A 24995-nucleotide genomic window follows, 5' to 3' on the forward strand; every position below is an offset into this window, starting at 1 on the left:
GGCGGTCAGCGGGGGGTGACGGAGAAGCGGCGGAGGGCGAGGGCCGGGTTGGTGCGGCGGATGCCAGCGAGGCGGGCCGGGTCGAGGAAGGCCACGGCAACATCCGGCGCCGCCCCGATGGCCGAGAGAACGGCGCCCGTCGGGTCAAGAACCTGGCTGAGCCCCACCCCGCCGGGCGCGGTGTGGTCGGCAGCGGCCACAAAAACGGTGTTCTCGATGGCACGAGCGGCGAGCAGCGTGTTCCAGTGGCGCTCTTTGGTGGGGCCGGGAACCCACTCCGACGGTACGAGCACGAGGTCGACGCCGGCGTCGACCAGCCAGCGGGTGACCTCAGGAAAACGGAGGTCGTAACAGGTCTGCAGTCCGACGGTGAAACCTCCGAGCGTGAAGGTTTCGGGCGGCGCAACGGTGCCGGCGTGCATCCAGTCGCTCTCCCGGGCACCGAACGCGTCATACAGATGGATCTTGCGGTAGCTCGCGACGAGAACCCCCGCCGGGTCGAGGGCGACGAGGGTATTGAAGTAGTGGGATGCATCGCTTGACTCGATGACTCCGGCAACCAGGTGGATGCCCAACTCGGCCGCGATCACCCCGAGACCCTGCACGAACTCTCCGCCCCGCGGTTCGGCGGCGGCGAGCGCGCTCGGGCCGAGTGGTTCGGCGAAATGGGCGGAGTACTCAGGGAACACGACAAGCTGCGCCCCGCGCTCTGCCGCGGTGCTGGCGAGCGCGCGAATCGCGGTGAGGTTGGCGGCCTTGTCGTTGCTCGGGGCGAACTGCGCCACGGCGATCCCGAGCCGGCCAGAAGTATCGGAACTCATGGAGCAAGCCTAGGGGCGGGCGCGCGCGGTGGGAGTGGCCGCGGCCGGCGGGCGCAGGTACTGCGAGCGCTGCAGGTGGCAGGTGGCAGGTACGGGCGCGGGTGCGGGTAGCAGGCGCGGCCAGCGCGGTCTCGCCAGGCGGCGGAGACCCCGCGGCGCGCCGCGTAGAATCGTGTTCGGCCCCCTCCCGACGACGAAAGGCGCCATGATTCTCGACCGGCTCCCCTTCGAGCGCATCGACCGCCTGGCTGCGGGCCGAAACGCGGGCTACCGTATCGCCGACGATCAGCGGTCGCACCCGAGCACGCAGAAGGCCTTCACCGTCATCACGTGGCTGCTGGGCGCCGAGTTCGTGCTCGGTCTCACCGCGATGGCGACTGCAGCCATCTTGACGCTGAATCACGTCGACGTGCCGTGGCCGGTGTGGTTTCGCGGGCTCGTCGTGCTGGCAATCACCGTCACCCTCTTCTACTTCACCTGGCGGGCACGAGCCGGCTACTACTGGGCATACTCGCGACTGCGACTGTTCAGCAAGATCTTTCCGGTGGTGACGCTCGTCATCGCCGCGATTCCGGGGCTGTACCCGCTCTGGATGGTCACCGAACAGATCGTTTTCAGCCTGATTCTGTTCGGCATCGCCGAGTACCTTTCGAGTGATCACATGCGCGCCGCGTTCGTCAAGCCGTCTGCCGCCCGACTCTGAGCGGGCGCAGCCGGGGAATGACGTCGACGACCGGAGTGTTGGCTCTGTCATGAGTACGCAAACACTGACCCAAGAGAACCATGACAAGACCGTTGCCGACGGCATCGTTCTCATCGACTTCTGGGCTGCCTGGTGCGGCCCGTGCCGGCAGTTCGCCCCCGTCTTCGAGTCGACGAGTGAGAAGAACGCCGACATCACGTTCGCCAAAGTCGACACCGAAGACCAGCAGGCCCTCGCCGCGAGCTATGGCATCACCTCGATTCCGACGCTTGTCGTGTACCGCGACGGCATTCCCATCTTCGGGCAGCCCGGCGCCCTTCCCCAGCCCGCGCTCGAGAACCTCATCGAGCAGGTTCGCGGCCTCGATATGACCGAGGTTCGGAAGGAATACGACGAAGCCATGACCAAGCGCGCGGCCGAGTCGAACGGTGAGACCTCGACCGAAGTAGAGTAGTCGACAATTTCTCAGCTATGCTGGTGGATGCGTGCCCGGGGGTCATGCATTCATCCGCAAGCGAGAGAGATCAATGAAGATACCCACACCCGGGCAGTGGCGCACTGACGCGCAGCGCAGCCCGCAGCACAGCCCCCAACGCAGCCCGCACCGCAAATCACCGCGCATCGGCCGCCTCGGCCGCCGCATCGCCGTTCTCGGCGCCACTGCCGCGTTGGCGGCCGGCGTCATCACCCTGCCGAACGCGGCGCTCGCCTCCCCCGGTGACTCCCCCACCGTCGTGGCCATGGCCCGGCTGCAGATTCCCGACTGGCAGACGAAGGGCCCCGAGTGGCAGGCCTTCGTCAGGCAGCTCGACGAATTCAAGAAGATGGGCGGCACAGGAATCGAAGAAGACGTCTGGTGGGGCAAGGCGGCTCTCAGCCCCACCACCTACGACTGGGCGTACTACGACCAGACGTTCAGTGCGATCGTGGCCGCTGGGCTGAGCATCGTACCCATCATGTCGTTCCACTCGTGCGGCACCGGCGTCGGCGACTCCGGCGACTGCGCGACACCCATCCCCCTGCCCAGCTTCGTCACGGCACCGGTCAACTACGGCGGAATTCTCGGCACCCGGCCGGCCGACAACTTCTACCAGAGCGAGTACGGCAATGTCTCCACGCAGGCCGTCGCGCCCTGGGGTATGGCCGCCCCTCGGTCGTACCAGTACATGAAGAACTTCATGAACGCCTTCGAAGACCACTTCGGCGCCGGCTTCAGCACCAAGATCTCTGAGATCGCGGTGAGCACGGGCCCTGCGGGTGAATTGCGGGAGCCTTCGTACGACGCCCAAGACGCGGGTGTAGCGGGCACGCCCGGCTTCTTTCCGAACCGCGGAATCCTGCAGGTCTACAGCCCCGCGGCACGCGCGTCGTTCGTGCAGTGGGTTCTGGCGAAGTACGGTTCGGTGGCCGGTGCAGGGTCGGCCTGGGGCATCCCGGGCCTGACACTGTCGACCATCTCGCCGCCCGACGACCACGACCGCTTCTTCACGTCGGGGGCCTACCTGAATTCGAGTTACGGGCACGACCTCACCCAGTGGAACAACGAGTCGCTCGTGAACCACGGCCGCACCATTCTCGACGAGGCCATCGAGGCGTTCGACGGGTCGCTCGCCCACACCCCGCTCAGCATCAAGATTCCGGGCGTGCACTGGCAGACCATGGCGTCGAGCCCCATTCGCCGGGCGCCCGAGGTGGCAGCCGGGCTCATCTCGACGAATGTCGACGTGAACAGCGATGCCACCGGGCACGGCTACGACACCATTCTGAACATGGTGCACGACGCCGATGTGCACGGTGACGGGGTCAGCCCCGTCACCCACCACGTAGTGCTGCACTTCACCGAGCTCGAGAAGCCGAACATCGAGTGGGATGGTTCTGCGCACGCCTACTCGGCGGCGGCCGACCAGGTGGGGTGGATCGCCGACGCGGCGGCAGCCGAAGGAGTGCAGCTGAAAGGCGAGAACGCGCTCAACGGCGGTCTCTACAGCGACGGCGACGCCAGCTCACCGGGGTGGTCGCACATTCGTACCGCCTTCGACCGCGACCCCGTGAAGAAGTTCTCGGGCCTGACCGTGCTGCGGTTGCCCGACATCGCGAGCGGCGGTTTCGCCGAGACGGAGATGACCAACTTCATTCGCGACTACAAGTAGCCCACACACGAAGAAGCGGGCCCCGGATGACTCGGGGCCCGCTTCTTCGTAAAAGGTGTTCTGGGGTCAGGCGCCGTCGACGTGACGCAGAACCTGCAGCGGAATGAACACGCCCAGGCACACGGCCACGAGGCCCGACGAGAAGATGAGGGTGCCGAAGTCAGGAAACTGGAACGCCAGACCGAAAAGGTACATTCCGCCGATGAACAGCACCAGCGAGACAACGAGCGACACGACGGTCACCACACCACCGGATGACTGCCGAGATTCTACGGGGCGCTTACCTAGCTGTGACATGCCTCCATACTACGACAGAACAACTATTTCACCCGACGCTTGACACTACGACTCGCGCACAACGTCGCCCGGGGACTTGTCGGCGCGCCAGCCCCGCCAGACCGGCTGGCGCAGGTGCTGAGACGCGGTCCACTCGGCGAATTCGACCTCTCCGACAAAAGAAGGGCCATGAGAGGGGCCTCGAAACGGGTCGAGCCAGTGCGCGTCGGCTGCCACATCGCGCGGCACCTCGACGAAGGGGCTGGATGCCCGGCCTCTGCCCTCGAACCGCTCAGCCAGCCGCGTCACGTCGGCATCGCTGAACCCCGTGCCCACGCGCCCCACGTACTGCAGTTGCCCGTCGGAGCCCGGAATGCCCAGCAGCAGTGACCCGACCCCGCCCGCCCTGCGGCCTGACCCTGGGCGCCACCCACCCACGACGACTTCCTGCGTGCGGTGGTGCTTGAGCTTGACCCACGAATGGGAACGGCGCCCCGGGCCGTAGCTGCCGTCATGCTTCTTCGCCACAACACCCTCGAGGCCGAGCTGTTTGCTGCTGGCGAAGGCGGCATCGAAGTCTCCGGCAAACGCTGCTGGCACCACAACGAGTGAGCGGGCATCCGGAGTCACGGTGCTCTCGAGAAGGGCGCGGCGGGAATCGTACGTCTCACGCACCAGCGAGCGGCCGTCGAGGTGCACGATGTCGAACAGCACGAGGTGCACCGTGACGGCCGCGACGGCCCGCTTCACGTCGGCCTCGCCCTGCAGGTTCATGCGCTGCTGCAGGCGGCTGAAGCTGGGGCGGCCAGAGGGGTCGAACGCGACGATCTCACCGTCGACAACGGCTTCGTGCGAACCGAGGGCCGCGGCCAGCGGCACCGCCAGGTCGGGATACTGCGCCGTGATGTCGTGGCCGTTGCGGCTGGCGAGCCGCACACCGCGGGAGTCGAGCGTGGCGATGGCACGAATGCCGTCCCACTTCATTTCGTACGCCCAGTCGTCGGCGTCGGAGTGATCGGCGAAGTCGGCCGCCGCTCCCAGGGTGGCAAGCATGGGGGCGATCGGCTTCGCGGGCGTGTCTGCTGCCGCGAGCGCGGCGTTCAGGGCGGGCGCCTCGTCGTCGGGCTGCGGCGGGAGGTGCGCGTGGCGCTTCTCGCTCGCGGCGCTGTACTGGGGCTGCATCAGGTGGATCAACCAATTCTGCTCAGCCTTCGCGCCTTTACCGCTGCCGGTGTGGATGAGAGCGAACTTGCGATCGCCGCCGAGCCCGCCGGCCTTCGTGCCGTGCAGGGTGGCGATGATCTCGCGCCCGTCGCGCCACTTTTCGAGGTCGTAGGTTCCGGCATCCCAGATCTCGACCGTGCCGCCACCGTATTCATCCTTCGGGATCGTGCCCTCGAACGAGCCGTACTCGAGCGGGTGGTCTTCGGTCTGCACCGCGAGGTGGTTCTGCCCCGACTTGGTGGGCGGCCCTTTCGGAATCGCCCACGAGACGAGCACCCCGTCGTGCTCGAGCCGAAAGTCGTAGTGCAGTCGGGAGGCGTCGTGCTTCTGAATGACGAAACTGTTGCCGGCGGTGGTGGCCGGCCGGGCATCCGGAACCGGCTCAGGCGTCTTCGACGCATCTCGCATACTGCGGTAGGTGTGCAGACGGTCGGGCTGCTGGGCGTCGGGTACCGAGCCATCGACAGCGGGAGAGGCAGCACGCTGCTCCCCCAGCTGCTCCCCCAGCCCCTCGGCCAGTGGGTCGCCCCGCCGCTTCACCCTCGCGAGCACTTCGGTGTAGTCGAGCTGCGCGAGCGACGCCGACGCGAGCTCCCGCCACGTTCGCGGCGCCGCAACCGTCGGCCGCGAACGCCCCCGCAACGAGTACGGCGCCACCGTGGTCTTCGCGGCGCTGTTCTGACTCCAGTCGACGAGCACGCGGCCGACCCTCAGCGACTTCTTCATGTCGCTGACGACGAGTTCGGGATGATCGGCCTCCAGTACCCGCGCCAGCTCATGCGCCACGGCCGAGACCTGCTCCGAGCTCTGCGAACCGTCGAGCGCCGCATACAAGTGGATGCCCTTGCTCCCGCTCGTGACCGGAAACGGTTCGAGCCCCATGCCCTGCAGAATGGTGCGCGCGAACCGAGCCACCTCGGCGCATTCGGGCAGCCCCACGCCGTCGCCGGGGTCGAGGTCGAGCACGAGCCGGTCGGGGTTCAACGCAGCACCGGCCCGGCCGAACCGCCACTGCGGAACATGCACCTCGAGCGCGGCGATCTGCGCGAGCCAGGTGAGCGTGGCGAGGTCGTTCACCAGCGGGTACTCGTTGTCGTGGTCGGAGTGCGCAATAGTACGCCGCTTCACCCAGCTGGGCGTGCCGTCGTCGAGGTTCTTCTGAAAGAACATCTGGCCGGGGTGCGCCTCGGTGCCTACGCCGTTCACCCAGCGCTTGCGGGTCGCGGCGCGATCGCGCACGTGAGGCAGCATCACGTCGGCGATGGCCGAGTAGTACTGCAGAACATCCGCCTTGGTGGTGCCGGTCTCGGGGTAGAGCACCTTCTCGAGGTGCGTCAGTTTCAGCCGATGCCCGCCGACGCTGACGACGACCTCATCGCCCGCGCCCGCACTGGCACCGGCACCGCTCTTCTTCGTGGCCGCCATGGGCCCATCATGCCGCTGCCGGTTGTCAAGTCTCTAGCCTCTTGACACGCCGCGGGTGAACACTGGGCTCATGAGATCCATTTGGAAGGGCGCCGTCACGTTCGGCCTGGTGAACGTGCCCGTGAAGGTCTACAGCGCGACAGAAGATCACGACATCGAGCTGCACCAGGTTCACGACAAAGATGGCGGGCGCATCCGGTACCAGCGACGCTGCGACATCTGCGGTGAGGTCGTGACGTACGACCACATCGAGAAGGCCTACGACGATGGCGACAAGACGGTGATCATCACGCCCGACGATCTTCTGTCGCTGCCGGCCGAGAAGAGCCGGGAGATCGACGTGGTGGAATTTGTTCCGAGCGACCAGGTCGACCCGATCCGGTTCGATCGCAGCTACTTTCTCGAACCCGACTCGAAGTCGTCGAAAGCTTACGTGCTGCTGCGGCGCACGCTCGAAGAGACCGACCGCACGGCCATCGTGCACTTCGCGTTGCGACAGAAGACACGGCTCGCGGCCCTGCGCGTGCACGGCGAAGTGCTGCTGCTGCAGACGCTGCTGTGGGATGACGAGGTGCGCGCCGCGAACTTCACGGCACTGGATGATCACCCACGCGTCTCGGCGAAAGAACTCGAGATGTCGGCTCGCCTTGTCGACTCGTATTCGACCGACTTCGCGCCCGACAAGTTCAGCGACGACTATCAGGTGCAATTGCGTGAACTCATCGACGCGAAGCTCGCGAAGGGCGACTCGGTGAACACCGACGAGACGTTCGGTGAGGGCGACGAAGCCGGCAGCGGCGGCACCGACGAGAACGGCGGCGGCGAGGTTCTCGACCTCATGGAAGCGCTGCGGCAGAGTGTGGCGAAGAGTCGCGGGGCGAAGACCGGTTCGACGGAGGGTTCTTCGGCAGTTTCGTCGGCGCGTTCGCAGAGGAGTAAAAAAGGTGCCTAGTTGGTTGTCGCTCTAACGGTTTTCTCCCGGTTAACCTCACTACCCTGTGCATCGTGCCCCCCGAAAACAAGAAGACACTGACCGTCAAGCAAGAGCGAGAAGCGCGTCGCGCCGAGAAAGTCGAGGCGATGAAACGCGAGCAAGCCAAAGCTACTCGCAACCGCCGACTGCTTTTCGGCGGGGGGTTCGGGGCGATTGGCCTCATCATCGTGCTCGTGATCGTGTTTGTCGTCACCGGCGGAGGTTCGGCATCCGCTCCCGTAGCCACAAAAGCCGACGGGGTTCAGACTTTCACCGGGCTCACGCGCAATCATGTGACGGGCAGTGTCACCTACGCCCAGGTGCCACCGGTGGGCGGCAACCACGCGCCGGTGTGGCTGAACTGCGGCGTCTACGACCAGGCGGTTCCGAACGAGAACGCCGTGCACGATCTCGAACACGGCGCCGTGTGGGTCACCTACGACGCCACCCAGATCACCGGTGATACGCTGACGAAGCTGCGGGCAGAACTGCCGACCACCTACATTGTGCTGTCGCCGTATGTCGGCCTCCCCTCCCCCGTGGTGGCGTCGGCCTGGGGCGCTCAGATTCAGCTCACCGGCGTCGACGACACGCGCCTCGCCGACTTTCTGAAGACGTACTGGCAGTCGCCGAGCGCACCAGAGCCGGGCGCTGCCTGCACCGGCGGGGTGACTGCTCCCGGGCTGGTCTCGTGAGCCGGGCAGTAGACGGGTGGCGGATGCGCGTCGCGCTCGTTCTCGGAGCGGTGCTGCTGCTCGTGATCGGGCTGGTGGTGGGTCGGGTCACGACACCCGTGGTGACCTCGCCCAGTACGCTGAGCGCCGAGGCCGGGTTTGCCCGTGACATGCAAGTGCATCATCAGCAGGCGATCGACATGGCCCTGATCATCCGGGACCGCACGACCGACCCCGAGATTCGGCAGCTCGCCTACGACATCGCCACGTCGCAGGGCCAGCAGGCGGGGCAGATGTTCGCGTGGTTGAACCTCTGGGGGCTGCCACAGGTCTCACCTGTGCCCGCCATGACGTGGATGACCTTGCCTACGCTCGACCAATCGGCGGCCGGCCACGGGATGAACATGGGCACGGCAGCGGGCGCGACAGCGGTGGCGGGCGCGACGGCCGCTGCGAGCGCAGGCGCCTCGGCGCAAGCGGTCACCCCCGGGGCCGCCATGCCCGGGATGGCCACCTCAGCCGACCTCGCGAACCTGCAGACGCTCAGCGGAGTGCCGGCAGAGAAGCTGTTTCTCAGCCTCATGATCGCCCACCACCAGGGCGGGGTCGAGATGGCTGACGCGCTCGTGGCCCGCTCGACCAATTCAGACGTGCTGAGCCTCGCCAGCACCATCGTCACAGCCCAGACCAGCGAGATCGGCTACATGCAGCAGCTGCTCGCAGCTCGCGCCTGAGTCAGAGCCCTCCGAGGCGAACAGACGAACAACACGTAAACAGTGTGAAAACCCGCCTCGCCGGCTGCGACGCCCGACCGCGCATGACGCAGGATTTGGCAAGGGGCTGACATGCCGGTTCGGGGGTGATGCACTGTGATGATGATGATGGCTGCAGAGTGTTGGCGGGTGGAGCTTCGGGCTCGAACCCCGTGGGGGTGGCGCCGCGCCATCGGCTTGTCGCAGAGCCCCGCGTTCGACTTCTGCCGAGGCGCAACGGGCCTGTCTGACCTCATCTTCGTGTCGCTGGCCAACACGCGTGTCGCCCACATCGTGGCTGCCGGCGACGATGAGCAATCTGAGCGGATTCTCAGCACTGCGCGCCGGGAATTGCTGACGAGCTCGGCAGATGACTTCGCTCGCGAGTGGGGATTCCCCCCAGTCTCGTTCATGGAAGGCATTCGCAACCGCTGACCGTGGTTCCGTCTCTTTTCGGGGGCGGTTGTCTCTGCTTTGTAACCGATGGGGCGTCTGCCATTCATTCGGCGTTCGCCTTCGCTGAATAGGCTGTGATCGTGTTGAATGGCAACCCGACGCTGTCGGATATAGAACTACCCATCGCTGATGACGAGCAGGTCGAGTTTTGGACCAGCCACAATCGCTACGCACTGCGCAGCATTCAGGATGACTCGTGGCATCTGTTCAGGGTTGAGAACTCCGTTCAGCGCATCACGCATCATCTCCACGCTCGCGACAGGGAGTGGGTCGCCGCACCCACCGATGTGGGTCGAAACGTGCACGCCCCGAGCTGGCGGGATGCTCTTCGCCGCGTCGTGACCTAGCCTGCCGTGACGCGCTCGCTGAAACCTCGGTACACAGCGGTCTGCCGAGCAGCGATCGACTATTGCATGATGGTGGGCGCCGTGCAGTGCTACCGTAATCCCGAACGCGCTTCCCTAGACCCCGGCAGCCTGCCTTCGGAACAACTGCGGGGAGACGCATGCACACAGACACCACGGTGGCCACAGCGACGGTGAAGCCGCTGCCCGAGCACCTGGTTCGCCTGCCCGAAGATTGTTTCTGTCCCGAGGCGTGCCACGCCTTGGCATTGTTCGGGCATTCGCCCGACCCAGATCTTCGATTCAGCGAGGCCGCACTTCGCCGCTTCGGGCGACCGCGGCCTTCACTCAGTTTCGCCTCGGGTTCTTCGCTCGCACCATCGGGCATGCGGGTCTCATTCGACACACGCAGCTTTACTCGCCTCGAGGTGTTCTACGAACAGCCACGAAAGCGCTCCCGTGCACCAGCTGCGTCGATTCGTACCAGCCGCGTTCCTCAGCCGGTCGATGACGCGGCGTTTGCCGACCCGGGCCGATCGACTCTCACCGAGCATGCCGTCAGTTATCTCATTCGCAACGACATGCTCCCCATGAGGGTTCCTTCGCAGAGCGATCATCTCGACGCCTGGCACCGCGAGGTTCACCGGGCGACACACTATGTGTCTGACATGCGTCGCCGCGACAGCCACCTTGTGATCGACGGTGTCGAGCACCCCGTCACCCGAATCGAAGACCCGTTCGGCCGATGGGCTGCGGTCGTTTTCGAATACGGCCCCCACCGGGTCAGTATTGCCGGGGCATCACCTTTTCTTCGCCAGAATCTTCTGTCGATCAGCTCACGCCCACAATCGAATCGAGGAAATCTGTGAAGACGGTGGCGGTGTACAGCACAAAAGGCGGGGTCGGTAAGACGACGACGGCCGTGAACCTGGCATGGGAAGCATCTCAGGATTTTCGTGTTCTGCTGTGGGACCTCGACCCTCAGGGTGCCGCCACATTTCTCCTGCAGGTGAAGCCGAAGCTGAAGGGCGGCGTCGACGCGCTCATCGGCGGCAAGACCGGTGCCGCGAAGGCGATCAGGTCGACACGCTATGAGCGACTGGATGTTCTCCCCGCCGATGCGAGTTACCGCGACCTCGACCTGGTCTTCGATCACAACAAGAACTCGGTCGAACGCATAGCGAAGCTGCTCGAAACGATCTCATCTGACTACGACGTGGTCATCCTCGACTGCCCGCCCGGCTCGTCTCTGGTCGCAGAGAATGCTCTGCACGCCGCAGAGCTGATCGTGGTGCCCCTGGTGCCGTCGCCACTGTCGCTGCGATCGTTGGAGCAGGTCACAGAGTTCGTCTCGGAGTCGGCCAGCGCGCCGCAGGTCGTGGGCTTCCTGTCGATGGTCGATCGCCGAAAGACGTTGCACCGCGCCGCCGTCAGAGATCTTCCCCGGTCTTCTTCGACTGTCACCAACATTGTGGTTCCCAGCAGCGTCGTCATCGAACGGATGGGCACCGAACGCGCACCCGTCGGGGTCTATGCGCCCCGAACAGAAGCGGCGCACGCCTACAGCGAGCTGTGGGTGCGCGTGCAGTCGAGCATCAAGGCGAAGCAACGAAAACACCGCCACTGATCAGCTCTGGATGCCCATCCTTCGTTCATCTCCTGCTCACTTCACTCGTGAAGACTCTGTCTCATGATTGCAATGACGGGCACACTCCGCACGGCTGATGCGGTACACGCTATTCCCGAACTGGGGCAGACCCTCCGCCGAAACTACGAGCACATCTTGCTTCACACCGGGCAGATGCTCGTCGTCTTTCCGACGGTCGGAACAGTGCTGGTCACCGAGCAGACCCAGAAGATGAGATTCGATCTCGTCGCAGACTCCCGCATCGTCATCACGACCCGCATCAGCGCCCTCGAAACAGATCTCGCGAAACGCGCACCCGGCCAGACGCTTCGCCTGGAGTGGTGCCACTCTGGCGCAGTGCCCGTACCGTTTCGCTGACGTCAGCGTTTTCGGGTCGGGTCAGTTCTGGGTTTCGTTCTCACCCTGCTCGTACACGGTCGACGCCGAACCGATGATCTTCGCGTCGGGCTCGCCGACGATCGCGTGGTCTTTGTTCGCGTAGTCGAACAGCGAGAGCACGTGCCGCATCGCTTCGAGCCGGGCTCGTTTCTTGTCGTTGCTCTTCACCACCGTCCACGGCGCCGCAGTGGTATCGGTCTTCTCGAACATGGCCTCCTTGGCTGCCGTGTATGTGGCCCACTTGTCGAGCGACGCGATATCCATCGGTGACAGCTTCCACTGCCGTACCGGGTCGACCTGCCTGATGGCGAACCGGGTGCGCTGCTCATCTGCAGAAACCGAGAACCAGAACTTCACCAGGTCGATACCATCGCCGACGAGCATCTGCTCGAACAACGGCGTCTGCCGAATGAACTCGTCGTACTGATCGTCAGTGCAGAAACCCATCACGCGTTCGACGCCGGCCCGGTTGTACCAGGAGCGGTCGAACAGAACGATCTCGCCCGCGGCCGGAAGATGCTGCACGTAACGCTGAAAATACCATTGCGTCTGCTCGCGCTCGCTCGGCCTCTCCAACGCCACCGTGCGGGCACCCCGCGGATTCAGGTGCTCCATGAACCTCTTGATCGTGCCGCCCTTACCCGCGGCATCCCGGCCTTCGAACACCACGACGACGCGGCGCCCCTCTGACTTGACCCAGTTCTGAAGCTTCAGCAATTCGATCTGCAGCAAGCGTTTGTCGAGCTCGTACTCGGCACGATCCATGCGTGCGTTGTACGGGTACCCCTCCCGCCACGTGTCCACCACTGCACCGTCGCGTGCGACCAGCACGGGGTCATCGTCGTCGTCGTCGACAACCGTGTACCCGAGCACATCGTCGAGTTCGGGGGCCGCCGAGAAGAAGTAGTCGTTGTCCGTCACGATTGGGCATCATAAGCGGCCAAGACAACCAGAACATGAACAGCGAGGGTTGACTGTGAGAACCGCGAGACGACGCCTCGCCCTGCCCCTCAGCGCCGGCCTGCCAGGTGCAAACGGATCGCCCGATAGATCGCCCCGACGAAGACCACGATGACGCCCGCGAGTACGGCGCCCGGCGGCAGTGTCACGACGAGCGCAACACAGCCCAACCCGCCGAGAACCTGCAGCGCCCGCGGGTACCGGCGGCTGGTCTGAGTGAACGCAGCCACATTGGCGACGAGATAGTAGAGCAGCACCCCGAACGACGAGAATCCGATAACCGCTCGCACGTCGACCGTGAGCACGAGAACGCACACCGCTAGACCCAGAGCCAATTCGGCGCGATGGGGCACCCTGAATTGTGGATGCACCGCGGCGAACCAGTGCGGCAGATCATGATTTCGCGCCATGGCGAGACTCGTGCGGCCGATTCCGGTGATCAACGCCAGAAGCGCCCCGAGAGCGGCAATGGCTGCACCGACTCGCACGATGGGGGTCGCCCAGAACCACCCGCTCGCTGTCACGACGTCGACCAGGGGCGCGGCAGCCGACGCAAGCTGCTGGGGGCCGAGAGTGAGTAGTGCGACCACCGCGACCACGGCATAGACGACGAGGGTGCCCGACAGTGCAAGCAGAATCGCTCGCGGAATTGTGACGCTGGGATTCTTCACCTCTTCGCCAAGAGTGGCAATACGGGCGTACCCGGCGAACGCGAAAAAAAGCAAGCCAGCCGACTGCAGCACTCCGTACCAGCCGCCCGCGCCAACGTTCGCTGTCAGATCACGCAGTGGTTCTGCGTCTGTGGCCAACCCGGCGAGACCAGAGACGACGATCAGGGCCAACACGGCCAACACGAAGATGACAATGATGCGGGTGAGCTGCGCCGTGCGTGTGATACCGAAGTAGTTCACTGCCACGAGACCAAGAACCGCCAGAACGGCCACCGGCTTCTGCCACGACTCAGGAACGGCATAGGAGGCGAATGTCAGCGCCATCGCCGCGCAACTGGCCGTCTTGCCGATGACGAAGCTCCAGCCCGCCACGAACCCGGGCCACTCCCCCAGATGCTCCCGGCCGTACACATACGTGCCACCCGACGCCGGATGCTCCGCAGCAAGTTGCGCTGACGACGTCGCATTGCAGAACGCGACAACCGCCGCTATCGCGAGCCCGATCAAAAGCCCGGCACCTGCGGCAGCAGCAGCTGGCGCAAACGAGGCGAAAATGCCGGCACCGATCATCGATCCGAGGCCGATAGACACGGCGTCGACTGTTCCCAGTCGTCGAACCAAGGCCGGGCTGGCGGAGCTCGAACCGGTCGTCACTTCATACTCGATTGCACGGGCCGAACGTTACCATCCGAACAAAGACAGACCGCCGAAACGACAAAAGGCCCAGCCTGAGGGCCGAGCCTTTTGTCTTCTTGTTGCGGGGACAGGATTTGAACCTGCGACCTCTGGGTTATGAGCCCAGCGAGCTACCGAACTGCTCCACCCCGCGGCACAAGATGTAACACTACCAGAGGTTTTGCGTGCTCGTTACCATCCGGGCCTATTGGGCGCCCGAAGCTGCGATTGCGGCGGCCACAGCGTCTTTCAGCTGCTGGTCGGCGACGCCGTACGCTGTCCAGTCAGCGGCCTGAAGTGCCGCTGTGCGAGCCGTCAGCGCGGTCTGGGCGTCGCTGAGGGCCTTCTGGAGGGCCGCATTGTTCCCCGACGGAGTCGTGGTGGTGCCGCCGGTCGATGGCGTCGTAGGCGTCGTTGTGGTGGGGGTACCGCTGTCGCCGGCGGTCGCCCCGGAGTTTCCGCCGAAGAGATCGTCGAGTGCAGCATCCAGAGTGTCTTCGAAGGCGATCTTGTTACCGAAGCCGACGAGAATCTTCTGCAGCAGCGGGTAACTGGTCTCGCCACGCGACTCGACGTAGACCGGTTGCACGTAGAGCAGCCCCCCGCCCACCGGCAGGGTGAGCAGGTTTCCGCTCAGTACCTGGGTCGAGCCCTGTTTCAGAAGATTCAGAGCACCCGAGACGGTCGGGTCGGCGTTGAACTTGTTCTGTACCTGCCCGGGGCCTGGAACCGTGGCGTCTTTGGGCAGAGTAAGCAGCCTCAGCTTGCCGAAGTCGGCAGACTTCACCCCTGCCGTGTTTCCCGCGTTCGAGTCGACCGCCAGATACCCGTTCAGACTCTTGCTCGTGTCATCCCCGGTGAGGGGTATGAAGGTCGAGTACAGCGAGTACTCGGGCTGGTCTTGCCCGGGTACCTGCATCGTGAGGTAGTACGGCGGTTGCAGCGTGGGGTTCGCGGCCGTCGAAATCGGGTCGTTCGGCGTGGTCCAGGCGTCTTCGCGCGAGTAGAACGAACCCGAGTCAGTGACGTGGTATTGCCCGAGAATGGCCCGCTGCACCTTGAACAGGTCGGCCGGGTAGCGCACGTGCGCAATGAGCTGTGCACTCATGTCGCTCATCGGCTTGACCGTGGCCGGGAAGATCTTCTCCCATGTCTGCAGAATGGGGTCGGTGGCATCCCACGCGTAGAGGGTCACCTTGCCGTCGTAGGCGTCGACCGTGGCCTTCACCGAATTGCGAATGTAGTTGATGTTGTTGTCGACGGCGTACCCCGGCTTCGGCGTGTACGTGTCGGCAATCGCCGCGCTCAGCCCCTCTGTCTTCGAGTACGGGTAGTTCGACGACGTGGTGTACCCGTCGACGATCCACACGACGTGCCCGTCGACCACCGATGCGTACGGGTCGGAGTCGATCGTCAGGTACGGCGCCACCTTCGACACACGTGTCGCCGGGTCTCGGTCGTACAGAATCTGCGAGTTGCTGTTCACCGCCTCAGACAGGAAGATCTGCTCCGACTGAAACTTCAGCGCGTACGCGAGCCTGTTGAACACGTTGTCGAGCTTCGGGCCGCCGTCACCCGAGAAGGTCGTGTAGGTCTGGGATGCCCCACCGGTGCCCGACGGGTAGTCGAGCTCTGTCGGGCTGGTGCCCGCTGCGGCGCCCACAATCGAGTAATCGGGCGAATTCTCGCCGAAGTAGATGCGCGGTTCGTAGTCGCCGAGCACACCGGTCGACGGGATGCCCGATTCTGAGAACACCGGCTGCCCGTCTGCCGAGCGCTGGTTGCCGTAGGCGGCGACCACCCCGTATCCGTGCGTGTACACAATGGTCTGGTTGTACCAGCTCGCCGACGTGCCCAGCTGGTTCAGGTTCAGGTCTCGAACGCTGGTGACCATGTCTTGGGTCTTGCCGTCGATGGTGTAGCGATCGACGTTCAGTGCCTTCGGAAACTGGTAGTACTGCCTGAACTGCTGCAGCGCCGCGAACGTGCCGCTCACGAGCGCTGGGTCGAGAATGCGGATGTTCGACGTCGTCGCCGCGTCGGCACGAAGCGCGCCGGGCTCGGCCGTCGTGGTGGCGTTGTAGGGAATCACGTCGACGTTGCTGACGCCGTACGCGTCGCGCGTCAGGTCGATGTTGCGCTGGATGTACGGCGCCTCGAGGCTTCTCTCCGACGGCGCGACCTGGAAGCGCTGCACCACCCACGGGTAGAGCGAACCGAGTACCAGTCCGCTGACGATGAGCAGCGCCGTGCCGATCACGGGCAGGCGCCAGCGGCCGATGAAGGCCGCAAGGAGAAAGAGAACGGCCACGATGATGGCGATGCCCGCGAGAATCTGCAGTCCCGGGATGGTCGCATTCACGTCGGCATACGATGCGCCGGTGATCAGACCGCCGCTGTTCGACAGTGTGGCGAACTGGTCGAGCCAGATGCTCACGGCCTGCAGCAGCAGGTAGATTCCGGCGATGACGGCAATCTGCACGCGGGCGGTCTTCGACACGCGAACCTCTCGCTGGCCGAACCGGATGGCGCCGTACAGGTAGCTCGTGGCAACGGCGGCGATGCCGGCGATCAGCACGACGGCCGAAGCGAAGCCCACCACACCCTGCCAGAACGGCAGGTCGTACACGTAGAACGAGATGTCGAGGTTGAACTGCGGGTCGGTGCGCCCGAACGACGTGCGGTTCAGGTACATCAGGGCGACCTGCCAGCGCGACGCGCTCGAGACGCCCGCGAACAGGCCGAGCACAGCCGGAATACCGAAGGCGGCGAGGCGGCGCAGCGGCTCGACGACCTGTTGGTACCGGTCGAGTTGCGAGTTCAGCTTCGCGTAGACCGGCCGAAGACGAAACGCGATCTCGATGCTCGCGAACACCGGGATGGCCATCGCGAAGAAGCCGATGAAGAACATCACCAGGCCGGCGATCCACTGTGTGGTGAGCACACTCAGGAAGCCGAGCTGGTCGAACCAGAGCACTTCGGTGTACAGATTGGTGAAGACGAAGAACAGAATCGCGAGAACGGCGATGACCGCTATGGCGATCGCGATGACGGTTCGCGATCTTCTTGCGGGCTTCTGGGCTGTTGTAGAAGTCACGGTAAGCCTCTTGTGTTAGCTGTGGGTGTTCGCCCAATCTTAGACAGCCCACGCTGAGAACCCGCTGTCGGCAGCTATTTCGTAGCGGCCTGAACCGAGTCGCAGGTCGGCAGAGACCCCGTGTCACTGCCCGACGAGATGTCGGTGAGCGCGGTGATCGAATCGGTGAGGGTGCTCACAGCAAAAACGGTCAGCCCACTCGGAACGTGCCCCACGACCTCGTCGCAGTTCGAAGCCGGCGCGAGAAAATAGGTTGCCCCGCTCTGCTCGGCCCCGTACAGCTTCTGGCGGATGCCCCCAATGGCCCCCACCGTGCCATCGGCGCTGATCGTACCGGTGCCGGCCACCTTCTGCCCGCCGGTGAGATCGCCGGGGGTCAGCTGGTCGATGATGCCGAGTGCGAACATCATTCCCGCGCTCGGGCCACCCACGTTGTCGAGCTGAATATTCACGGTGAACGGAAACTGGTACGCCGCCGCTGCGGCGATACCGAGAAGAATCGTGCCGTCAGAGGCCTTCTGCGGCGTGATCTGCACGGTCTGCTGGGCGCCCGACCGCGTGATGACGAGCGTGGCCGGTGCGGCATCCCCGTTGGCCGTCACGGCCGCGCGCAGAGTGTCGACGCTGGTCACTGCAACGCTATTGACAGAATCGATGGTGTCACCGGCTTTCAGGATGTTCGTGGCCGGCGCGTCTGTAGCGACCTGTGCAACCGAAACCGTCGTGGTGAAAGCCGTGCCCATCTTGGTGAGCGCCGCGGCGATCGCCTCCTGCTGGCTGTTGACCATCTGCGCCTGGTTCTGCTGGTCTTGCTGCTCGACAGTGACCGTCGGCGGGTAGATCGATGCGACGGGAACCACCGCGCGGCTCTGGTCGAACCACGCCCCCACTATCTCTGCCCAGCTGGGCAGGCTTTCGGGGCTGCCTACTACCGAGACCGTGAGCATGTCGAGCGCACCCGAGGTGGGATAGGTGGTGGCGCCCGAGATGGAGATGAGCGGCACCTGGGTTCCGTCGTGGTCGCTGGTGCCGAGGGTGTTGAACACCGGCCCGGGCTGCTCGATGACATACGGCGAAGGAATGAAGCTCATCCCGAGCGCAAGCGCCAGCGCGGCGATGAGGCTGACCCAGCCGACTGTTCTGCGCTTCGAGCCGCGAGTGGATGCCCGTGCTGGCGCGGCTGGCGGTGCGGGCACAAGCACGGGCACTGGCTTCGCGGGCACGCCGGGCGTGGGCTGGTCGGTCTCGCTCACAAGAGCCTTTCACTGGCAGAAACGGAAGGGATCAGGCGTGTTCGCCACGGGCGCACGACCGAAGGGCCCAGCTTATGAGAAATCCCAGCTTCGAGAATGGGCCGGGGGCTAGCGTAGAACTCGATGCTGATAGGCATCATAGAAAGCGGTAAGACCGTGGGAGATGTGCGACCGTGAGTGACGAGCCAGACAAGAACCCCGAAGACGAATTCGCCGACATGCTGCGGCAGTTTCTGTCGGGCAACTCAGAGCTCGACCCGTCGAAGCTCGCGAGCGCGGCCGGGTTGCCCTCTGACCCCGCCGCGGTAGCCCAGCTCATGCAGCAGCTGCAGAACGCCATGCAGAACAGCGGCGACGGTGTCGACTGGAAGGTGGCACTCGATGCCGCCCAGCAGATCGCCGTACGCGAGACCTCGGTCAGCACGCCCGGCCAGCTGTCGGCCCTCGAGCAGGCGCTGCACGTCGCGGAACTCTGGCTCGACGAGGTGACCTACGTCGCCGAACTCGCCGCCACCCCCAAACTTCTCACCCGCAAAGAGTGGGTGACGGCAACGATGCCCGTGTGGAGCCAGGTTGCCGAGCCGGTCGCGCTCAGCATCGCCGATGCGCTCACCCGCGTGCTGAAAGACCAGGCTCCCGAAGAGCTGTCGGGCATGATGGCGAGCGCCAGCCAGTTGATGCGCAACATCGGCGGGGCACTCTTCGCCATGCAGCTCGGCCAGGTCGTCGGCCAGCTCTCCACCGAGGTCGTGTCGGGCGGTGACGTGGGCATCCCGCTCATGGGCGACCAGCAGGCGGCTCTCGTGCCCCAGAATCTCGCCGACTTCGGCGAGGGCCTCGACATTCCCGTCGACCAGGTGCAGCTGTACCTGTCGGTTCGCGAGATCGCGCACGCGCGCTTGTTCCGGCACGCCAAATGGCTGCGCCTGCACATGATCACTTCGATCACCGAGTTCGCCCGGGGCATCTCCATCGACACCGAGCGCCTCGAAGACCTCGCGTCGAGTTTCGACCCGTCGAACCCCGAAGAACTGCGCCAGGCCATGGTCAGCGGCGCGCTCATCCCGCCGAAGACCGAGGCACAGTTACAGGCCCTGGCTCGCCTCGAAACCACGCTCGCGCTGGTCGAGGGCTGGGTCGATGTGGTCACTGCCGCTGCTACCGTGCGGCTTCCCCGTCGCGACGCGGTGGCCGAGACGGTTCGCCGTCGACGCGCTACCGGCGGGCCGGCCGAGTCGGCCTTCTCCACGCTGGTGGGCCTTGAGCTACGCCCGCGGCGCCTCCGCGAGGCGGCGGCCATGTGGCAGGCCGTGACCGACGCAGTTGGCGCCGAGGGCCGCGACGCTCTGTGGTCGCACCCCGACGTCGTGCCGAGTTCTGACGACATCGACAACCCGCAGGCACTCGTTGCGCGGTTGCTCGCGGGCGAACCCGAGCCCGACGAGATGGATCTCGCGATCGCCGACTTCTTCCGCGCCGAAGAGGCCGGGCCCGTCGAGGGCGCGGCTGACGGGGCGATCGCCGACACCCTCGGCGATGCGCCGGCCGCTGAGACGAGTTCCGGTTCTGACCCTGACTCCGACCCGGCTGACCCCGACCCGGCTGATCGCGACTCGCGGGGCGACGACCGGCCCGATTCGGCGGCGCCGCCCGTCGTCTGACGCGGGTGAGTGGTGCGCGGGTGAGCGAAGCCGTGTTGGGTCGAGCGTGGCTGTGCTGCGCGAATCTGGGTTGTGGATAACTTTCTGAGCGATGCTCACCCAGCATGCATGATGGAGGTATGTTCACTCCTGCACTGCCCATTATTCTGAAACTCGACCCCCGCTATCCCGTCGTCTGGCGCTCCCCGACGGCCGTGCAGGTGGGTGTCGACCGCGCCACCGTACTGCTCGAGCACGTCACTGCGGCCGAAGAACGCATGTTGCACGCCCTCGGGCCGGGCGTCGGCCTCGATGGGCTCCGGATGATCGGCGAACGCGCCCGCGCAAGCCCCCGGGCCGTGGCGCGCTTTCTCGAGCGGGTCTCACCGGCACTCCTTGCGTCGCCCGGCCCCGTCTCTCGCCCGCTCACCGGCCAGCGCGTCCGCGTCATCGGATCCCTCTCGGCCTGCCGGCCCCTCCGCCAGCTTCTGGCACACCGTGGGGCTGAGCTCAGCGATGACGCCGGTGGAGCAGGTGACTCGGGCGACGCAGGTGAATCAGGCGACGCAGGCGACGCCGCGCCCATCGACCTTGCGGTTCTCGTGGCCGCGTGGGCAGTGCACCCGGCCGAGTCGGGGCGTTGGCTCCGCGCCGACATCGCTCATCTGCCCGTGGTGTTCGGCGACCGGGAGATTCGTATCGGGCCGCTCGTCGTGCCCGGGGCAGGCCCCTGCCTGCACTGCTGCGAGCGCGCGGCCATCGACGACGACCCGGCGTGGCCCGCCATAGCCGCTCAGCTGATGCGGCGCACCTCACCGCTCGACGAACCCTTCGCCATCGCCTCGATGCTTGCTCCGGCGGTGCGCGCCTGCATCGAAGCGATGGCAGGCAGCGCTCTCGAGGGCCGGGTACGTCACGTGCACCCCGATATCGGCCAGGTCAGCGAGAGCTGGCGGTTCGTGCATCCGGAGTGCGGCTGCCGAGCTCTGCCAGAAACCGGGAGGGCGCCCGAACCTGCGAGCGGCTCGCCCCCGTCTCGGCCCACGACAGCGCCAGGCGCTGGCGCGCCCGAGTGACCCCGACATAGAGCAGGCGTCGCTCTTCGTCGACCTGTTCGAGCGACGTGGCGTAGCTGATCGGCACGAGACCTTCGCTGAGGCCCAGCACGAACACCGTCGGCCACTCGAGCCCTTTCGCCGAGTGCAGCGTGGCGAGCGTGACGGCCGAGATGGTGGGTTCGTGCTGACCGGCCTGGCGTTCGAGCAACTCGTCGGTGAACACCCGGAAGGTGGTGCGCGGCGGCTGTTGTTCGGCGAGCCCCATGATGGCGTTCAGCGACTCCCACCGGTCACGGCCGGCACCGCGGCCTTCTGGCGGGCTCTGCGACCAGCCGAGCGAGCGCAGCACATCGCTCACCGACTTGAACAGCGGCTCGCCGGAGATCGAGACCGATGCGGCGCGCAACGACATCACGGCCTGCTTCACCTCGGGAAGGTCGAAGAAGCGCTGCGATCCGCGAATCTGGTAGGTCACCCCAGCCTCGGTCAGGGCTCCCTCGAGGGCTGCAGCCTGGGCGTTCATCCGATACAGCACGGCGATGTCTTCGGGTTTGGTGCCCTCGGTGATCAACCGCGCCACCGACGCGGCGACACCGCGCGCTTCGGCTGCTTCGGAGGGGTAGCCGGTGATGGCGGGCTCGAGGCCCCGCTCGATTCGACGGCCACCCTCGGGGGGCTCGGCGCCCTCCCCCGCCGCGCGCAGGTTGAGCGCGCCGGTGCGGCCGCGCATCAGCCGGTTCGCCGCATCGACAACTGCGGGGGTCGACCGGTAGTTCTGTTCCAGCCGCACCACCGTGGCGCTCGGATGCGCGGAGGCGAACGAGAGCAGAAAATCGGCTTTGGCGCCGGCGAACGAGTAGATGGTCTGGCTGGCATCACCGACCACGCAGAGGTCTTGACGGCTGCCGAGCCAGAGCGAGAGCAGGTGATGCTGAAGCGGCGAGACGTCTTGGTACTCGTCGACGACGAAGAACCGGTACTGCTCCCGTACCTGCATGGCCACCGAGGGTTCTGACTCGATCATGCCGGCCATCGACAGCAGCACATCTTCGAAGTCGAGCTGGCGTCGTTCGAGCTTGAGCGCCTCGTACCCGTTCTGAAGGTCGATCACCTGATCGACGCTCAGTGTGCCGGGCTGGCTGCGGGAACTCCGCGCGGCCACGGCATACGCGTCGACCGACATGTTCGAGATCTTGCGCCACTCGATCTCGGCAGCGAGGTCACGAAGCGAGGCAGTGTCGACCCGAAGTTTCAGGCCTTCGGCCACCTGCCCGAGCAACCGCGCCTTGCCTTCGAGCAGGCGCGGAACGTCGCCGCCCACCACCTGCGGCCAGAAGAAGTTGAGCTGCGCCAGAGCGGCACTGTGAAAGGTTCTGGCCGCCACACCGCCCGCGCCGAGCGGCCGCAGCCGCGAACGCAGCTCGGCCGCAGAACGGGCCGTGAAGGTGAGCGCCATGACCTTGTTCGGCGGGTACACACCGGTGGCGACACCGTACGCGATGCGGTGCGTGATGGCACGCGTCTTGCCGGTTCCGGCCCCCGCCAGCACACAGACCGGGCCGAGCAGCGTCTTCGCCACAACGCGCTGTTCGGCGTCGAGCGCCGAGAGCAGCGCCTCTGCTCCGGTTTCGGGCCCTGACCGGTCGTCGTCCAGCGCGCTCACCGAGACCGGCTGGGAATCGGGCCGCCGTACCAGTGCTCGAGAATCGCCCGCGCGATCGAAGCGGAGCCCGGCAGCAGAACACTCTGCTCGGGGTCGGCAAGGTCTTCGCGGCTGAACCAGCGAACATCCATGATCTCTTCGCCGTCAGGTAGCAGCGCGTCACCCGAGGTGGCCGGGTCGACACGCGCGAGAAAACCGCACATCAGCGAAGCGGGAAATGGCCAGGGCTGCGAGCCGAGGTACTGCGGCTCGAGAATGCGCACACCCGACTCTTCGAACACCTCACGAATGGCCGCTGCCTCGAGCGACTCCCCCGGTTCGACAAACCCGGCGAGAAGTGAGTAGCGGTTGGCCTCCCACAGCGCGTTCGAGCCGAGCAGTATGCGGTCGTGCTGGTCGACGATGCCCACGATGACGGCCGGGTCGGTGCGCGGAAAGATCTCGATGTCTTGAACCGGGCAGCGCCGCACCCAGCCTCCAGCCTCGGGAACCGTTTCGGCCCCACAGCGCGGGCAATGGGTGTGCGAACGGTGCCAGTTGAGCACACCGAGCGCCTCGGTGTAGGCGCCCGCATCGCGGTCGCTGAGTTCGACAGCAACGTTTCGCAGGTTCACCCAGTGCGTTTTGTCGGGGTCGAGGGCCAGCGCCGCCTCGTCAGAGAGAGTCACGGCGACCAGCCGGGTGCCGACGGGCTCTGCCGCATCGGTTGCCAGCGACAGACCGAGGTAGAGCTGTAACTCGACATCGGGCACGAGGGCAGCAGGTACGAATGCCAGCACCGGATGCTCAGAAGCACTGCCGCCCTCGCCCCGCGGCAACACGTCGCCCCAGTCGCTCGCACCCGCCTGCCCCGCGCTGAGCAGTGCCTGCCCGTCGTGAAGGGGAAGAACCCGTGTCGACTCGTCGGCCCACAGGCTCTCGAACAGGTTGGGTGTCAGCCGATAGGCATGATCGCGATCGATTTCATACCGTGACAGCGCGAGGGTGGGAAGCAAAGAAGAAGACATGGGTTGACCAATCGTGCGTGGCGAAAGCCGTGCTGCGAGGAAGCCGCCTTACCCTGTTAGGTATGGCCAGATCCTCTCTCACTCTAGCCGCGCTCGCCACTGCCGCCGTCGCTGGGCTCGACGTTGTTTCGACCACGCCGCTCAGCACAGGCCAGTCGGGCCGGTTCGACTCGGCGCTGCTCACCGTGCGCGGGGGTGACCAACTGGTCATCCGTGTTCCCGTCTCTCAGGAGGCCGAAACCGAGCAGTCGGGCGACCTCGTCGCGTTGCGCGCACTCACCGCCGGTTCCCGTGGGCGGTTGCCCTTTCAGGCCCCCGATTTTCGGGGCCAGGCACCCATCGGCGAGACCCGCGGCATGGTGTACGACTACATCCCTGGCTTCCAGGCGAACCTCGAAAGCCTCGACGCGAGCGTCGAACTGGCCGAATCGTTCGGGCGCGCGATCGCCGCCGTGCACTCGCTGCCCACCTCTGTGGTCACCGATGCCGGCCTGCCGGTCTTCAGCGCCACAGAGTCTGCACGGGCGGCCCGCACGGCGAAAGACCGCGCTGCGGCGACGGGCCGGGTGCCCACCGAGCTTCTGACGCGCTGGTCTGTCGCGCTCGAAGACAGCGCGCTGTGGCAGTTCCAGCCCACCGTCATCCACGGTTCGCTCGGCCCCGAATCGTTCCTGGTTGCGGGCGACCGCGTCACGGGCATCCTCGACTGGTCGAACTTCAAGGTGGGCGACCCCGCGAGCGACCTGTACTGGCTCAGCTCGGTATCGCGCGAAGAGTCGGCCACCCGGGTGTTCTCGGGCTACAACGTTGCCCGCTCGGGCCCGGTCGACCGGCAGCTGCGCAAGCGCGCGCGCCTCTACGCCGAACTCGAGATCGCAAAGTGGCTGGTGCACGGCTCCGAGCGGCGCGACGCCTCAATCGTTGACGACGCTGTGGGTATGCTGACGGCCCTCGCAAGCACGGCACAGGCCGACATTGTGAATCCGCTCTCGAGTGACACCGGGCGAGTGCTTGCGGTCGACGAAGTCGAGCAGATGCTCACGCAGACCCCTCGGTCAGACCCGATCGCCGCTCGTGACCACGCGAACGCGTCACGTATCTCCGACGACGACTGAGTTCCTACCGCTCACGCTGCCACTGCTCACGC

At 65.6% G+C, this 24995-nt stretch carries 22 protein-coding genes and 1 tRNA gene; 13 read left to right on the forward strand and 10 right to left on the reverse strand.

What is annotated here, in order from left to right:
* Nucleotides 1-5: 5 nt before the first annotated feature.
* Complete coding sequence (locus D4765_RS09085; RefSeq protein ID WP_136641989.1) at nt 6-821, reverse strand: carbon-nitrogen hydrolase family protein; 816 nt, start codon at nt 819-821, stop codon at nt 6-8.
* A 172-nt stretch (nt 822-993) separates the two neighbouring features.
* Between D4765_RS09085 and D4765_RS09090 the strand changes: the two genes are divergently transcribed.
* From D4765_RS09090 to D4765_RS09100, 3 genes are all read left to right on the forward strand, one after another.
* On the forward strand, nt 994-1524 hold the full coding sequence (locus D4765_RS09090) for a hypothetical protein (protein WP_323513258.1): 531 nt from the start codon (nt 994-996) through the stop codon (nt 1522-1524).
* A 49-nt stretch (nt 1525-1573) separates the two neighbouring features.
* Nucleotides 1574-1978 (forward strand): thioredoxin, encoded by a 405-nt coding sequence (gene trxA / locus D4765_RS09095; RefSeq protein ID WP_136641990.1) that lies wholly within the window; start codon nt 1574-1576, stop codon nt 1976-1978.
* Nucleotides 1979-2051: 73 nt separating this feature from the next.
* Nucleotides 2052-3674 (forward strand): family 14 glycosylhydrolase, encoded by a 1623-nt coding sequence (locus D4765_RS09100; protein WP_136641991.1) that lies wholly within the window; start codon nt 2052-2054, stop codon nt 3672-3674.
* Between the two features lie 66 nt (nt 3675-3740).
* On the opposite strand, the gene D4765_RS09105 is transcribed toward D4765_RS09100, so the two are convergent.
* Together D4765_RS09105 and D4765_RS09110 are read right to left on the reverse strand one after the other, a co-directional pair.
* Nucleotides 3741-3971 carry a hypothetical protein gene (locus D4765_RS09105; protein WP_136641992.1) on the reverse strand — a complete coding sequence of 77 codons (231 nt, stop codon included), beginning with the start codon at nt 3969-3971 and terminating at the stop codon, nt 3741-3743.
* Between the two features lie 45 nt (nt 3972-4016).
* Nucleotides 4017-6599 carry an ATP-dependent DNA ligase gene (locus D4765_RS09110; protein ID WP_136641993.1) on the reverse strand — a complete coding sequence of 861 codons (2583 nt, stop codon included), beginning with the start codon at nt 6597-6599 and terminating at the stop codon, nt 4017-4019.
* A gap of 70 nt (nt 6600-6669) precedes the next feature.
* On the opposite strand from D4765_RS09110, the gene ku reads away from it, so the two are divergent.
* The 8 genes from ku (at nt 6670) to D4765_RS09150 (ending at nt 11803) form a co-directional block, all read left to right on the forward strand.
* On the forward strand, nt 6670-7551 hold the full coding sequence (ku, locus tag D4765_RS09115) for a non-homologous end joining protein Ku (RefSeq protein ID WP_136641994.1): 882 nt from the start codon (nt 6670-6672) through the stop codon (nt 7549-7551).
* Between the two features lie 53 nt (nt 7552-7604).
* Complete coding sequence (locus tag D4765_RS09120) at nt 7605-8267, forward strand: DUF3105 domain-containing protein (RefSeq protein ID WP_237280335.1); 663 nt, start codon at nt 7605-7607, stop codon at nt 8265-8267.
* Nucleotides 8264-8980 carry a DUF305 domain-containing protein gene (locus D4765_RS09125; protein WP_237280336.1) on the forward strand — a complete coding sequence of 239 codons (717 nt, stop codon included), beginning with the start codon at nt 8264-8266 and terminating at the stop codon, nt 8978-8980. The genes D4765_RS09120 and D4765_RS09125 overlap by 4 nt, the downstream gene beginning before the upstream one ends.
* A 168-nt stretch (nt 8981-9148) precedes the next feature.
* Nucleotides 9149-9433 (forward strand): hypothetical protein, encoded by a 285-nt coding sequence (locus D4765_RS09130; protein WP_136641995.1) that lies wholly within the window; start codon nt 9149-9151, stop codon nt 9431-9433.
* Between the two features lie 101 nt (nt 9434-9534).
* Nucleotides 9535-9801, forward strand: a complete 267-nt coding sequence (locus D4765_RS09135; protein ID WP_136641996.1) for a hypothetical protein — start codon at nt 9535-9537, stop codon at nt 9799-9801.
* Nucleotides 9802-9959: 158 nt separating this feature from the next.
* On the forward strand, nt 9960-10667 hold the full coding sequence (locus tag D4765_RS09140; RefSeq protein ID WP_136641997.1) for a hypothetical protein: 708 nt from the start codon (nt 9960-9962) through the stop codon (nt 10665-10667).
* 11 nt (nt 10668-10678) lie between these two features.
* Complete coding sequence (locus tag D4765_RS09145) at nt 10679-11425, forward strand: ParA family protein (RefSeq protein ID WP_201799271.1); 747 nt, start codon at nt 10679-10681, stop codon at nt 11423-11425.
* Nucleotides 11426-11488: 63 nt separating this feature from the next.
* Nucleotides 11489-11803: a hypothetical protein gene (locus tag D4765_RS09150; RefSeq protein ID WP_136641999.1), complete on the forward strand. Its 315-nt coding sequence runs from the start codon at nt 11489-11491 to the stop codon at nt 11801-11803.
* Between the two features lie 21 nt (nt 11804-11824).
* Here the strand turns inward: D4765_RS09150 and ppk2 are convergent, their stop codons facing one another.
* The 5 genes from ppk2 to D4765_RS09175 all read right to left on the reverse strand — a co-directional run bounded on the left by ppk2 (nt 11825) and on the right by D4765_RS09175 (nt 18480).
* Nucleotides 11825-12745 carry a polyphosphate kinase 2 gene (ppk2, locus tag D4765_RS09155; protein WP_201799272.1) on the reverse strand — a complete coding sequence of 307 codons (921 nt, stop codon included), beginning with the start codon at nt 12743-12745 and terminating at the stop codon, nt 11825-11827.
* A gap of 89 nt (nt 12746-12834) precedes the next feature.
* The gene (locus tag D4765_RS09160; RefSeq protein ID WP_272898616.1) at nt 12835-14109 is read right to left on the reverse strand and encodes an APC family permease; all 1275 of its coding nucleotides are present in this window, start codon (nt 14107-14109) and stop codon (nt 12835-12837) included.
* A 101-nt stretch (nt 14110-14210) separates the two neighbouring features.
* Nucleotides 14211-14284, reverse strand: a tRNA-Met gene (locus tag D4765_RS09165).
* 51 nt (nt 14285-14335) lie between these two features.
* Complete coding sequence (locus D4765_RS09170; RefSeq protein WP_136642000.1) at nt 14336-17227, reverse strand: UPF0182 family membrane protein; 2892 nt, start codon at nt 17225-17227, stop codon at nt 14336-14338.
* A gap of 74 nt (nt 17228-17301) precedes the next feature.
* A complete protein-coding gene (locus D4765_RS09175; protein WP_136642001.1) occupies nt 17302-18480 on the reverse strand; it encodes a YlbL family protein in 1179 nt (392 codons plus the stop codon).
* Nucleotides 18481-18653: 173 nt separating this feature from the next.
* On the opposite strand from D4765_RS09175, the gene D4765_RS09180 reads away from it, so the two are divergent.
* The gene (locus tag D4765_RS09180; RefSeq protein ID WP_201799273.1) at nt 18654-20141 is read left to right on the forward strand and encodes a zinc-dependent metalloprotease; all 1488 of its coding nucleotides are present in this window, start codon (nt 18654-18656) and stop codon (nt 20139-20141) included.
* Nucleotides 20142-21059: 918 nt separating this feature from the next.
* On the opposite strand, the gene D4765_RS09185 is transcribed toward D4765_RS09180, so the two are convergent.
* Complete coding sequence (locus D4765_RS09185; RefSeq protein WP_136642053.1) at nt 21060-22832, reverse strand: ATP-dependent helicase; 1773 nt, start codon at nt 22830-22832, stop codon at nt 21060-21062.
* 5 nt (nt 22833-22837) lie between these two features.
* Complete coding sequence (gene nudC / locus D4765_RS09190) at nt 22838-23848, reverse strand: NAD(+) diphosphatase (RefSeq protein ID WP_136642002.1); 1011 nt, start codon at nt 23846-23848, stop codon at nt 22838-22840.
* A gap of 62 nt (nt 23849-23910) precedes the next feature.
* Between nudC and D4765_RS09195 the strand changes: the two genes are divergently transcribed.
* Complete coding sequence (locus D4765_RS09195; protein ID WP_136642003.1) at nt 23911-24963, forward strand: phosphotransferase; 1053 nt, start codon at nt 23911-23913, stop codon at nt 24961-24963.
* Nucleotides 24964-24995: the final 32 nt, after the last annotated feature.

The sequence above is a fragment of the Subtercola vilae genome (assembly GCF_004923255.1).
GTDB classification, from domain to species: domain Bacteria; phylum Actinomycetota; class Actinomycetes; order Actinomycetales; family Microbacteriaceae; genus Subtercola; species Subtercola vilae.

Coding starts and splice junctions, on each gene's coding strand:
- D4765_RS09105 (WP_136641992.1), bottom strand. CDS start 3,971: ATGTCACAGCTAGGTAAGCGCCCCGTAGAATCTCGGCAGTCATCCGGT.
- D4765_RS09100 (WP_136641991.1), top strand. CDS start 2,052: ATGAAGATACCCACACCCGGGCAGTGGCGCACTGACGCGCAGCGCAGC.
- D4765_RS09150 (WP_136641999.1), top strand. CDS start 11,489: ATGATTGCAATGACGGGCACACTCCGCACGGCTGATGCGGTACACGCT.
- D4765_RS09140 (WP_136641997.1), top strand. CDS start 9,960: ATGCACACAGACACCACGGTGGCCACAGCGACGGTGAAGCCGCTGCCC.
- ku (WP_136641994.1), top strand. CDS start 6,670: ATGAGATCCATTTGGAAGGGCGCCGTCACGTTCGGCCTGGTGAACGTG.
- D4765_RS09110 (WP_136641993.1), bottom strand. CDS start 6,599: ATGGCGGCCACGAAGAAGAGCGGTGCCGGTGCCAGTGCGGGCGCGGGC.
- nudC (WP_136642002.1), bottom strand. CDS start 23,848: ATGTCTTCTTCTTTGCTTCCCACCCTCGCGCTGTCACGGTATGAAATC.
- D4765_RS09085 (WP_136641989.1), bottom strand. CDS start 821: ATGAGTTCCGATACTTCTGGCCGGCTCGGGATCGCCGTGGCGCAGTTC.
- trxA (WP_136641990.1), top strand. CDS start 1,574: ATGAGTACGCAAACACTGACCCAAGAGAACCATGACAAGACCGTTGCC.
- D4765_RS09195 (WP_136642003.1), top strand. CDS start 23,911: ATGGCCAGATCCTCTCTCACTCTAGCCGCGCTCGCCACTGCCGCCGTC.